This is a genomic window from Prevotella heparinolytica, assembly GCF_004342845.1.
Taxonomy (GTDB): domain Bacteria; phylum Bacteroidota; class Bacteroidia; order Bacteroidales; family Bacteroidaceae; genus Bacteroides; species Bacteroides heparinolyticus.
On sequence record NZ_SLXB01000001.1, the window covers coordinates 279,741 to 292,442 of the forward strand.

At 46.6% G+C, this 12,702-nt stretch carries 10 protein-coding genes and 1 pseudogene; 7 read left to right on the top strand and 4 right to left on the bottom strand.

Features of this window, described 5'->3' with window-relative positions; genetic code table 11:
• Nucleotides 1-99 precede the first annotated feature (99 nt).
• Nucleotides 100-1,341, top strand: a complete 1,242-nt coding sequence (locus tag EV202_RS01050) for a PNGase F N-terminal domain-containing protein (RefSeq protein ID WP_125239117.1) — start codon at nucleotides 100-102, stop codon at nucleotides 1,339-1,341.
• 14 nt (nucleotides 1,342-1,355) lie between these two features.
• Here the strand turns inward: EV202_RS01050 and EV202_RS01055 are convergent, their stop codons facing one another.
• The gene (locus tag EV202_RS01055; RefSeq protein ID WP_106070556.1) at nucleotides 1,356-2,564 is read right to left on the bottom strand and encodes an ROK family transcriptional regulator; all 1,209 of its coding nucleotides are present in this window, start codon (nucleotides 2,562-2,564) and stop codon (nucleotides 1,356-1,358) included.
• Between the two features lie 160 nt (nucleotides 2,565-2,724).
• Here EV202_RS01055 and EV202_RS01060 point away from each other — a divergent pair, with 160 nt between their 5' ends.
• From EV202_RS01060 to EV202_RS01080, 5 genes are all read left to right on the top strand, one after another.
• Nucleotides 2,725-3,171 carry a YhcH/YjgK/YiaL family protein gene (locus EV202_RS01060; RefSeq protein WP_131751742.1) on the top strand — a complete coding sequence of 149 codons (447 nt, stop codon included), beginning with the start codon at nucleotides 2,725-2,727 and terminating at the stop codon, nucleotides 3,169-3,171.
• A 416-nt stretch (nucleotides 3,172-3,587) separates the two neighbouring features.
• Nucleotides 3,588-4,820: an MFS transporter gene (locus tag EV202_RS01065; protein ID WP_131924783.1), complete on the top strand. Its 1,233-nt coding sequence runs from the start codon at nucleotides 3,588-3,590 to the stop codon at nucleotides 4,818-4,820.
• 43 nt (nucleotides 4,821-4,863) lie between these two features.
• Entirely contained in the window at nucleotides 4,864-5,781 is a 918-nt protein-coding gene (locus tag EV202_RS01070; protein ID WP_131924786.1) for a dihydrodipicolinate synthase family protein, read from the top strand.
• 12 nt (nucleotides 5,782-5,793) lie between these two features.
• A complete protein-coding gene (locus EV202_RS01075) occupies nucleotides 5,794-6,990 on the top strand; it encodes an AGE family epimerase/isomerase (protein WP_131924923.1) in 1,197 nt (398 codons plus the stop codon).
• Nucleotides 6,980-7,756, top strand: coding sequence for a creatininase family protein (locus EV202_RS01080; protein ID WP_131924789.1), 777 nt, complete (start codon nucleotides 6,980-6,982; stop codon nucleotides 7,754-7,756). Before EV202_RS01075 ends, EV202_RS01080 begins: the two co-directional genes overlap by 11 nt.
• Here the strand turns inward: EV202_RS01080 and EV202_RS01085 are convergent.
• Complete coding sequence (locus tag EV202_RS01085) at nucleotides 7,747-9,120, bottom strand: ATP-binding protein (RefSeq protein ID WP_131924792.1); 1,374 nt, start codon at nucleotides 9,118-9,120, stop codon at nucleotides 7,747-7,749. The genes EV202_RS01080 and EV202_RS01085 overlap by 10 nt on opposite strands.
• A gap of 819 nt (nucleotides 9,121-9,939) precedes the next feature.
• Here EV202_RS01085 and EV202_RS15490 point away from each other — a divergent pair.
• A pseudogene (locus EV202_RS15490) lies at nucleotides 9,940-10,035 on the top strand (IS982 family transposase); the annotation flags it as partial.
• A 24-nt stretch (nucleotides 10,036-10,059) separates the two neighbouring features.
• Here EV202_RS15490 and EV202_RS01095 read toward each other — a convergent pair.
• Nucleotides 10,060-11,142 carry a hypothetical protein gene (locus tag EV202_RS01095; protein WP_131924795.1) on the bottom strand — a complete coding sequence of 361 codons (1,083 nt, stop codon included), beginning with the start codon at nucleotides 11,140-11,142 and terminating at the stop codon, nucleotides 10,060-10,062.
• An 85-nt stretch (nucleotides 11,143-11,227) separates the two neighbouring features.
• Nucleotides 11,228-11,992, bottom strand: coding sequence for a hypothetical protein (locus EV202_RS01100; RefSeq protein WP_131924798.1), 765 nt, complete (start codon nucleotides 11,990-11,992; stop codon nucleotides 11,228-11,230).
• Between the last annotated feature and the right edge of the window lie 710 nt (nucleotides 11,993-12,702).

A 12,702-nucleotide genomic window follows, 5' to 3' on the forward strand; every position in this document is an offset into this window, starting at 1 on the left:
AAAGTTTTTTACGGTTTTTTGCTCCTAAATCTTGGACTTATTATTATTTGTCCTCTTTTTTCCTTATTTTCGCGGCATTACCTTATAAAACTATCATTTATGAACAAAACGTCCTATTTCCTGCTGTCTCTTTTTTTATTGTCGTCCGTCTTGTCTGTTTCGGCCAAGAAGCATCCGGCTATGGGCGATCTGACACTTCGTGTATTTGATAAGACACCCGTTTGTTTCCGTCCCGATAGCTTGAAAGGCTATAACGAACCGGATGCCGACGGAGTGATACGTCTGGTGAACGGGCGCATCATCCTGAAGAAAATCCATTTGCCCTCTTATCGGCGCAACGTCAGGCTGACGGCGACCGTGAGCGTGGAGTCCAACGGTGACCGTTGGGACAAGACCGGTTCGTGCTTCGTATTGCCCAAGGAGTCGGTCATCAACATGTTGGGTATAGCGCGCGACGAACAACGTTATCCGGAGACGGATACCGCCCGTGTGGAGTCGTTCAAAGGCATAGTCTCTGCTGACGGTTATCGTCCTGCCGTAGAACTGATGCGCTTCATGACACCTTTCGGCGTAGGCTTTTACAGTGGTGGCGACGATGAAAAGGCATCATTGCGCAGGCCGGTCTATATAGACGGATGGGCGCCCAAGGTGGAGTGGACGCAGGATATTACGGATCGTTACTCCTGTTTGGAAGGCGATGTATATGTGGGAATCCTCATCGACACATGGACTGCCGAGGGGTATGTGGCTTCTTTGACGCTGGAAGTGAAAGAGTCGGCCGTTCCGGAGGATGCTTTGCTCCGTACACGGGTGTTGCCGCTCATCAATACCGTGCCATACGTGGGGCAGTCGTTGCCCGACCTGTTTGCCCGTCGCGGCGTGACGGTAGATGCCGAGGTGCCTGCAAAGGCGAAGAACCTGCGTCTGCAATACATCACCACCGGGCATGGCGGACATTCGGGCGGCGATGAGTTTACGCAGCAACTCAATATCGTGAAGGCAGACGGGGATACCGTCATCCATTTTGTGCCTTGGCGCACGGATTGCGCTTCCTTCCGTCGTTTCAATCCCACGTCGGGCGTTTGGCTGGTGAAGCGCAAGGCGGCCTATATAGGCGAGAAGGGGTATGAGATGAAAGAGATAGAAGAACCGCTTGCCTCGTCCGACCTGTCGCGTTCCAACTGGTGTCCCGGTTCGGACGTGTGGCCGGCAACGGCATGCCTGAAGCATCTGAAGCCGGGCATCCATACCTTCACTTTCAGCATTCCGCACGCACAACCCGCCAAGGGCGATGAATTGAACCATTGGCTGGTTTCGGCCTATTTGGTTTGGGAAGAATAGGTGCCCCTTTGCGTTCAATCCTCGAACATGCGGCTGCGTGCCAACAGGCAGGCGCCCACTACTCCCGCCCGTTCTCTCAGTTTGGAGGCGGTCACGATGGAGTCTTTGTTCACCAGATTCAGCGAGTATTTCTTGATGGCGGTTTTGATGGGCTGTATGAGGTAGTCGTCGGCCAGCGACAAGGTTCCGCCTATGATAACCATCTCCGGATTGAACAGATTAATCAGTCCGGCGATGTGTTTGCCAAGCTCTTGCCCTATCTCTTCGATGATTTCGATGCAGAGCATATCTTCCTTGTTCACCGCCTCGATAATCTCGTCGAGCGTCAATGGCAATTCTTTGGAAGCGACGCGGCTGGACAGGATGGACTTCTCGTTTTTCCCGATACGTTCAAGCAGTATGCGGTGCATGGCCACCCCGGAGGCTTGTGTTTCCAGACAGCCTTTTTTGCCGCAATGACACAGAATCTCGTTGTCGAAGGCGTGTATGTGGCCGAACTCTCCGGAGAAACCCGACTTTCCGTTATAAATCTTTCCGTCGATGATGATGCCGATGCCCAGTCCCCAACTGACGTTGACGAAGATGACGTTTTTCTCGCCCTTCACGCATCCTTGCAGAAATTCGCCGTAGGTCATGGCGCGCGTGTCGTTGTCGATGCATACTTGGAAGCCGAGCTTCTCGGTCAGGATTTCGGCTAACGGGCGTTCGGAGAAGTTGAATTGGCTGAAGCTGTAGCCCGATTCGGGATTGACGCGTCCGGATATGTTGATGTTGATGTTCAGTATCTTTCCGGTGTCGATGCTTGTTTTGGAGATGAATTTGCTGATGAGGCGGCACAACTCTTCCAGTGCTTCGGGCGTGTTTTCAAAACGATAAGGGATGCCCATCTTTTGTTCCACCATATCTCCCTTGAAATTGATGATGCCGATGTTGACGGAGAATTTCTTGATGTCTACCCCGATGAAGTAGCCCGATGCGGGATTCAGGCCGTAGAGGCTGGGATGACGTCCGCCGCTTGTTTCCAGTTTGCCGTAATCGTTGATGTAGCCTTCCTCGCACATTTCGCTGATGAACTTCGTGACGGTAGGCACACTGAGTCCCAACTCTTTTGAAAGGTCGGTAATCGTCGCGCTCCCGTTATAAATATAGTATTTGACGAACTTCTTCTTGATGAGCGCGTTTTTACTGCCCAATTCTATCTCCTTTAAAAGCTGTTGATGCATAATTCTTCTTTTTTCTGTTTGATTACTGGAATATTGCAAAAATACTATTTTTCCGTCAATTCTAAAAACTTTCTGTATTGTTTTATTAAAGAAGAGGTCTGCGATTAAATATTTTATATATTTGTGCCACATTATAAATTCTCTAAATTAAGAAAGACGAATGATTGTTTCTAATTTGCAAAACAGCAGTCGGATAGAAGGACTTCATCCGTTGTTCCCCCGACTTTTCGAGTATGTGAAAACACACGACTTGCTTCATGCCCCTTTGGGTAGGATTGAGATAGACGGCGACAATCTGTTTATCAATAATGTGAATCCCGCATGTGTGTCTCAGGAGCAACAACCGCTTGAGGCCCATCGTGCTTATATCGACGTGCATATATTGCTGGAAGGTGCCGAACGGATTGGTTGGAAGGCTTTGGAGGATGTGGCCGACGAAAAGCAGCCGTATGCAGAGGAGGGCGACTGTGCACTCTATGGCGACATGCCTTCCGCCTTTGTCGACCTCAAACCCGGCGAGTTTCTTATTGTCTATCCCGAAGACCCGCATGCCCCCCTGATTGGAACAGGGAAGATTCGCAAGCTCATTGCGAAGGTGAAGCTCTGATCTTGGCGGAAACGTTTTTTAAAAGTCTTTTTCATACTCGGTTTGTCCTGATTTTTCGATATCTCTTCTGATTTCGTAATAGCCTTGTAATCAAAAGGTTATCGGGAGGGTGTATCAGTCGTATACTGAAGTACCATCAGTCGTATACTTAAGGTGCTTCAGTATACGACTGATGCCCCTTAAGTATAGGACTGTGTCCGAAAGGGTTTTTATTGTAATAAATTTTCCAAGTATCCGTTCTGTCTCGAAGCTAAAAACGGCATGGACTTTCGCGTTTGTTGGAATGCTGTCTCTTGGTTGTTTAGAAAAGGTCGAGCTATTTAATTAAATATTTTATCAAACCCTGCGGTTGTTATTGAAAATATTTATATATTTGTCCCGTTGATATAATCTATGCGAATATAAAACATCTACACATGAAGAATAAAAATGTATATCCGTGGGTGGTAGTCGGTTTGTTGTGGGTAGTGGCGTTGCTCAATTACATGGATCGGCAAATGCTTTCCACCATGCAGGAAGCCATGAAGGCAGATATTGCGGAGTTGAACAAAGCAGAGGCTTTTGGAGCGCTGATGGCGATTTTCCTCTGGATTTATGGCTTTTTAAGTCCCGTGGCAGGTATGATTGCCGACCGCGTAAATCGCAAGTGGTTGGTAGTGGGCAGCTTGTTCGTATGGTCGGCTGTCACTTCACTGATGGGATATGCCGACAGCTTCGGGGAACTCTACTGGCTGCGTGCGCTGATGGGCGTCAGCGAGGCGCTTTATATACCTGCGGCACTTTCGTTGATTGCCGACTGGCATCAGGGCAAGTCTCGTTCGCTGGCCATCGGCATACACATGACGGGATTGTACGTAGGGCAGGCCATCGGAGGTTTTGGCGCAACGATTGCGGCGCTGTTCTCGTGGCATACCACGTTTCATTGGTTCGGTTTCATCGGCATGGGCTATTCGTTAGTGCTGATGCTGGCCTTGCGCGAAAACCCTGTGCGCGTCGAGAAGAAGCCGACGGATGCGCCGGTAGTCGCGAAACCCTCGTTGTTGGGCGGACTGGGCATGCTGTTTTCCATGTGGGCGTTTTGGATTATCTTGTTCTACTTCGCAGTTCCCAGTCTGCCGGGCTGGGCTACCAAGAATTGGCTGCCTACACTGTTTGCCGATAGTCTGGGCATTCCGATGTCCGAAGCCGGACCTATTTCCACCATTACCATAGCGGTGTCGTCCTTCGTCGGTGTCATCGTGGGCGGCATTCTGTCCGACCGTTGGGTGCAGAAGAATATCCGCGGACGCGTATATACGGGCGCCATCGGTTTGGGAATGACCATCCCCGCACTTGTTCTGCTGGGATTCGGACACAGCTTCGTGGCTGTGGTTGGCGCCGGATTGCTGTTCGGTGTGGGCTATGGCATTTTCGATGCCAACAACATGCCCATTCTTTGCCAGTTTGTGCCTGCCCGGCTTCGTGGCACGGCCTATGGCATCATGAACATGACGGGGGTCTTTGCCGGTGCTGCCGTGACGCAGTTGCTGGGCAAGTGGACCGACGGAGGAAGCTTGGGACAAGGCTTTGCCATGCTGGGTGGCGTGGTGCTGGTGGCCTTGGCGCTTCAGGTGCTTTTCTTACGCCCCACGACGGATAATATGGAATAAGACAGAGAGGTGAATTTTAATAGCTAACTTTATAAATAAGAATATGGAAAAAATCATTGGATTGATTGATGCGCCGTTTACTTCTTTTTACGAGAATGGTGAGGTGAACTACGAACCCATTGCGGCTTATGCCAAGATGCTGCACAAGAACGGGTTGCAGGGTGTATTTATCAACGGTTCTTCGGGCGAGGGCTATATGCTGACCGACGAAGAGCGCATGCGCTTGGCCGAGCGTTGGGTGGCCGAAGCCCCCGAAGGCTTCAAAGTGATTGTGCATGTGGGCAGCTGCTGCGTGAAGTCGAGCCGTGCCTTGGCCGAACATGCCGCTAAAATCGGTGCATGGGGCATCGGAGCCATGGCTCCTCCTTTCCCTAAGATAGGCCGCATCGAAGAGTTGGTGAAGTACATCGAAGAGATTGCTTCGGGCGCTCCCCAACTGCCGTTCTACTACTATCATATCCCGGCATTCAACGGTGCTTTCCTGCCGATGGTGAAGCTGCTGGAGGCCGTAGACGGCCGCGTGCCCAACTTTGCGGGCATCAAATATACGTTCGAGAGCATCTACGAATACAATCAATGCCGCATGTACAAGGGCGGTAAGTTCGATATGTTGCACGGACAGGACGAAACCATCCTGCCCAGCCTTGCCATGGGCGGTGCACAGGGCGGCATAGGCGGTACCACCAATTACAACGGCCGCGAACTGGTAGGCATCATCGAAGCATGGAAAGCCGGTGATTTGGAGACGGCGCGCGAACGCCAGAACTTCTCGCAAGAGGTGATTAACGTCATCTGCCGTTATCGCGGCAACATTGTCGGCGGTAAGCGCATCATGAAACTCATCGGCTTGGATTTGGGTAAAAACCGCACGCCTTTCCAGAACATGACCGACGAGGAAGAAGCGCAGATGAAAGCCGAGCTGGAAGCCATCGGTTTCTTTGACCGTTGCAATAAATTCTAAAGTATGGATGATATGAATGTGACTGAATATTTAAAGGTCTGGGCAGACTCCTACAAGCACGACCTGACGGCCGATATCCTGCCTTTCTGGTTGGCCAACGGTCTCGACCGCAAGCATGGCGGTGTGTACACCTGTCTCGACCGCGAAGGACGGTTGATGGACAGCACCAAGTCGGTGTGGTTTCAAGGCCGCTTCGGTTTTGTGGCTGCTTATGCCTATAATCAGATGGAACGCAACCCTGAGTGGCTGGAAGCGTCGAAAAGTTGCATCGACTTCATCGAGGCTCATTGCGCCGATGCCGACGGACACATGTATTTCGAAGTGGCTGCCGACGGCACTCCGCTGCGCAAGCGTCGTTATGTGTTCTCCGAGTGCTTCGCGGCGATAGCCATGTCCGAGTATGCCATTGCCTCGGGCGACAAACGCTATGCCGAAAAGGCACTTGAGCTGTTCAAACGGATTCAGAGGTTCCTTGCTACCCCCGGCTTTCTGGAACCCAAGTATCTGCCTGCTTTGCAAGCACGCGGACACTCCATCACCATGATTCTCATCAACACCGCTTCCCGCATCCGGGCAGCCATTGACGACCCTGTACTTAACACACAGATAGACGAATCGCTCGACGCCATCCGCCGCTACTTCATCCATCCCGAATTCAAGGCATTGCTCGAAATGGTAGGCCCTGAAGGAGAATTCATCGATACCTGCAACGGCCGCCTGATAAACCCCGGCCACTGCATTGAAACGGCTTGGTTCATTCTGGAGGAGGCCCGGCACCGGGGGGGGGACAAGGATTTGACGGATATGGCCTTGCAAATTCTCGACTGGTCGTGGCAGTGGGGCTGGGACGAGCAATACGGTGGTATCATCAACTTCCGCGACTGCCGCAACCTGCCGGTGCAGGACTATTCGCAAGACATGAAATTCTGGTGGCCGCAGACCGAAGCCATCATAGCCACGCTCTATGCTTATCAGGCCACGAAGGACGAGAAGTATCTGGCCATGCACAAGCAAATCAGCGACTGGACCTATGCGCACTTCCCCGACCGGGAGCACGGAGAGTGGTACGGCTATCTGCATCGCGACGGCACGGTGGCGCAACCCGCCAAAGGCAATATCTTTAAAGGGCCTTTCCACATTCCCCGCATGATGATTCGCAGTTATTCGTTGTGTAATGACATCTGTAACGATATTTACCATGAAAAATAAAAATCACTTGAACCTGTCCCTGGCTTCCTATGGCGAAGTCAGGGACTTGACGTACGATTTGGTCGTGCTGCCTTGGGGAGCCACCGAGCCTCACAATCTCCATCTGCCTTATCTGACCGATGCCATCTTGTCGCATGCCGTGGCGGTGGATGCCGCCGAGAAGGCTTTGCAGCAGTACGGAGTACGTTGCATGGTGTTGCCTCCCGTCACGTTGGGTTCTCAGAATCCGGGACAGCGAAACCTCAAGTTCTGCATCCATGCCCGCTATGAAACGCAAAAGGCTGTGCTCGCCGATACAGTGGCCTCGCTTCATGCGCAGGGCTTCCGCAAGCTTGTCCTCATCAACGGGCACGGTGGCAATAGCTTCAAGAACATGATTCGCGACTTGGCGGTGGACTATCCCGATTTTCTGATTGCGGTGAGCGACTGGTTTGCTGTGCTTCCTGCCAAAGACTATTTTGATAATCCCGGCGACCATGCCGACGAAATGGAAACTTCTGCCATGATGCATTATCATCCGGAGCTGGTAGACCTTTCCACAGCCGGTCCGGGACCTTACAGGCCGTTCTCTCTGCCTGCCTTGCGCCAGAAAGTAGCTTGGATGCCGCGCGACTGGAGCCGGGCGACCGAAGATACGGGCATCGGCGACCCGTCACTCTCCACAGCCGAGAAAGGCGAACGCTTTGCGCAAGCCGTTGCCGGCAAGTACGCCGAACTGTTCGCCCAGTTGGCTCGTGCACGCTTCCCGGAGGAGTTCTACGAATGAGGTTTTTTTAATCCAGTCAAATCAAATCTATAAACATTATCCTCTACGGGTATTTGCTCTAAAAAAGTAATCATGTAGATGGGGAGGTAAGTAACACGCTCCTTTACTTTTATATTTTCTTGGCAGAAAACAAAGGCATACGGAATATCGTACCCTTTATTGTCCATCACATTGGATAACGCATTATGCCGGGCATAATCCTTGCCTGACTTTACTTCTATAGGCAGTACATGATTGTCGTACTCTACCACAAAGTCAAGTTCGCCCTGCTTCTTGCTGTTGAAGTAGTACAAGGAGTGTTCTACAGCAAAGCCGTGTGCGTAGAGTTCCTGCGCCACGAGATTCTCAAAAACGGAGCCGTAGTTGATATTGGAGTCCTTGCTGAGTAGTTTGGTCTGAATGTTTCCGCCATACATGGCTGCAAGAAGACCTACGTCGTTCAGAAGCAGTTTGAATAGATTGCGTTGCTTGCTCAATAGCAGTGGGATTTGCGGCTCTTCAAGATTGTATGTCGGGATGGCCGCACCTGCGTTTTTCAACCACAGGAAACTATCCTCGTATTTGCTGAAGCGGGCTTTTTCGTTTAACTCCTTTAGGATGAAACGCTTGTTCTTGGCATTCAGTTCCGAGGGTATGAGGTCATAAATCTCTTCTATCTGCAATTTGCGGTTGACATCATATTGTGTAATATCTCTCTTGTAAGTGCGGATGATGCCACGCTGTTCATCATACACCTTTTTTAGGTTGTTTGTGTCTAAGTATTTTTGGACGGCAGCAGGCATTCCACCTACAATAAGGAACAAACGTACTGCTTCCAGCATTCGTTGATGGATAAAGTCATCGACAGGGCGTTTCTCTTCAAAGCATTCACGCAAATGGGCGATAACTTCATTGCCGATACCTATGGCCTCAAAGAATTCCAGCAGGTCGAGGGGATACATCTCAATCTCATCCATATAGCCTACGGGTACACTTCGCAGGTTGTCGAGTTCCACGCCCAAAAGCGATCCGCTCATGACATATTTGTAGCTTCCTTCATCCACAAGGAACTTGATGGCGGTTACAATCTCCTTGCATTTCTGCACTTCGTCAAAGAATATCAGGGTCTTTCCAGGCATCAAAGGCTTGCGGGCGAAAGCAGAGAGGCGTAGAAGTAAGTCTTTTGCCCCTTTCTGTTCATTGAACAGTTCCACGGCTTCGGGTTGTTCTACAAAGTTTATTTCCACAACATTGTCGAAACACTCTTTCCCCACTTTACGGATCAAAAAAGTCTTGCCAACCTGTCTGGATCCTGTCACCAGCAAGGAACGTCTGTCGTTCAACAGAAAGTCGCGTATTTGTTCGTTAACTTTACGTTTTATCATAATTCGTTGTTTATTAGTTGATAAAGTCTGCACTTTTCGCCGATAAAGGTATGGCTTTTTCCTCAAATAAGCGAGAGGTCTTTAGAGAATTTACACTTTTCCAACGTGAATTCATTGTATATTTTACATTTTTTCCATCATTAAAAGCGTTGAAATATTACACTTTTCCATTTTTTATACGTATGCTCTCACTGCTTATCACTTTTTGCTTTTAATATATGTAGGATGGTTTTCTTTTGAATCTGTTTTAACAAGCTTGGAGGCATACGGGTGTTTACACATTGTTATATATGATCTGAATTATGTGAGATGCAAAAAAGAGTGTATCGTTTATTGCGACACACTCTCATTATAAATAAATCCTTGTTCATAATATGCTCAAGTGTGATTCATGCCAAGTCCATATCTGCTCCTATACATGAACGGAAGATACAGAACCGGTATGAACTTGATTGTGGTGCAGGGTTATTGGTTAACGTCAGTTCGATATAACTTAACGTCAGTTCGAGATAAGAAAAGTGTACTAAAAGTTGGTAATCTCACTTATTTATGGTTGAATATCGATAACTGTGTAAAACAAATCCTTTATCCCTGTCGATTGTAAAGATATTCTGTAAGGGCTATAATGCCATCATCTTCGTTTTACCATCTTCGTACCATGTTCGTACCATGTTCGTATCAAGTTCGTATCATGTTCGTGTGGAGTTGCTCGCTATAGACACGAAGAAAATACGAAGATGATAAGAGTGAGTGTCAACTTTTTTCAAAGGAAGGAGGGGCTTTTATCGGGTAATGTCTTTCCCGGAAATAAGAATAAACAGTTTCCTCTTGTCAGGGCTGACAGCTTATAACCTGCTGCCAAAGAAGCCGTCCATGAATATTGACATTATTGACAAAAGCAGATTTATTGCATAAGAATTATATCGAATTCACGTTTGGTTAATAAAAATTTTGCGTTTCGTATATTTCTGATATGCTGAAAGACTTGCTATAAGTATAGCTCTGAATGGCGTTTATATCTGTGCTAGTTACAGTAACTGTGCACCAGCCATACTCATAGAAACGAATTGCTGCGAAAATATTGGGAAACTCTAAGAATGAAGCGTCGTCAGGATAAGGAAGCTCATATAGTTCGGCATTTCCAGATTCTATGGTCCAAGTAAATATACCATTGGGGTTGTTTGTTACGGCTTTTAATGTGAATTCTCCTGTACCCTGAAAGTACTTAAAAATTTCTATATCTGTAACAATAGGGGCAATTGATGTAGTGACCGTTAAAGGGGGAATGTTTAAACTCTGACCAGTTGAGGTATGCACTACTGCTTTTACATTTCTTATTCCTGTTCCTGTAAATGCGACTTGAATCGTTTGGCTACCTTGCCCGCTGAGGATAGAGGCTCCAGGACTGACGCTCCAATTTACGGTAGCATTTGCAGGAATATTTGATAAAGTGTATTGTTTCGTTACAGTAGCTGTATTACTAGGTAGTTGAATGTTCTCTTCACCAGAAATACTCATGCTGAGTTTGTAATATTTTAGATTATTAGAAGTGTAGGGGCAATCGTTGGGTCTATGTTTCATTAAGCATAAAGCCCCCCATTTAGAGATGAGATATCCTCCGTATGATACTATGGCTGAGTGATCATCGTCAGCGTAAGAAACTTTTGTAGCCTTTGAATCAGATAGGTAAGTCTGGGTATAGCTCCCATCTGTCATATAGATGTCGTCATTAGGTGAATTCATCCAATATTTGCTTCCTCCTTCGCTTACGCTCCACGCATAAGCATGACAATTGTAGGTTGTTGTAGCTTCATCTACATAGATGGCATTAGGGTATCTTCTTTGTAAATCTTGTCTTATTGCGATTTTTTGCGCATTTGTAAATTGTTCACCTATATTATATACTGTTACGGGAGATCCTTGAGGTGTATAAATTTGGGCAAACGAACTCTGGCTTAGCAGCATAATGAACAATGCAGCCATTCCGAGTATGATTCTGATATGAGTCTTATTATGTTTCATGGTAATTTGTAATAATGTTCCTTCTTATGGAAGGAGTGTGAAACTTGTTATGAAAAAATAATATCTTTAACTTGGGCGTAAAGCCTTAGTCTTGAATTAATATTCGACATTGTTGTTTAATGTCATTGAATTGTTTCATGTCTTGCAATACTCCTGTTGCAAGAAAATCGTTTAATGCAGGATTTGTACTTCTTGTCTGCCATTTATTGATGGAAGACATCTTTGCGCAAAGATATACCGATGCTGTGAGGTCATTCCATGCGAAATTCTGTTTTTGAGATTCTTTAAATTCTAAAGTCTGATATGCATATCTTGCAATATCTTTTCTTATTGCGTCTGTCGCATTATGCAATATTTCATCAAAGGATATCAAATATTCGCAAAGGGCATAGTTCAATGTTATTTTCCCTTCTTCAGCCTTGGTTAGCTTAGAGAAATCTGTTTCTTTAAAGTTTTGTTCTTTTAAGAAGTTGAATGTGCAAAGACAATTATCTTCTCTACTCATCAGTTCTTGAAACCCATTGAAGCGTGAGACTACAATCTTAAGCCCTGCCAAAGGTGTGTTGAAGGCATAGGCATCAAAGAGTAAGGGGTATTCCATGCAAATTTCTATCAATTCGTCGGTAGGAATATTAGGTAGGATGGCTTCAGGGATTTGACAGGCCGCAATTTTTTGGTCATAATTTTCAAAGTTTTCCCATTGTAGGACGGGAAATTGAAATGTGCGAGAGCCAGCAGTACATGCCTTTGACTCATTTTGGACAGGATTGTTTTCTGTTATAAGTGTGGAGTCCATACATCCGGTTATGATGCATGCACAGAAAATAAGATAAAAGGTTTTCTGTTTCATAATAATGTTAATTAAAGGTTTATACAATATTATATAGATTGGAATTCTATATCCTTTTAGAAATCCGTTGATTGGAATGCCCTTAAAAACAAATTATACACAAGAATTGTATATGCTATTGTCGATTATAGGTCAATAGACATATGCTTACTTTGGATAAAAACACCATAAATACAACTTGTGTGTAAATATAGTTGATTAGATTGAAATATGCAAAAAAACACAGAAAAACTTGTGGATTTGGCAGGAACGGTATATTCCTTTAAAGGCTGATTATATAATAGGGGCTATTCTTAAGATTCCCCAGCCCCTGATATATCCCAGTCCTGTTCGCCTCGGCGTTATACCATGCTCAAGATGCCATCTTGAACAACACGAGACGCCATCTTGAGTAGCATAAGATGCCAACTTGTGCGCAGTAGGTATATTGCATTCGGAAGCAAAGCAACATGTACCTCTTTTCTTCGTATCGTTTTCTCTGCTTTTCGGAAACCTTCTGTAAGGCCTTGGGGATGTTTTGCGTAGTTCAGAATCTACTGAATCTACCTCTTTCCCGTTTTGTTTTTAATAATTCACCCAAACTTCCTATATTTTTTTATTTAATCTTTGAGATTCTCAATTTTTAAATTATATTTGCGGTGAAAATATAACCTTTATATTAAAGAATTTGTTTTATGGTTGCGCTTTAATAAATTGCCTTTTTAATAATA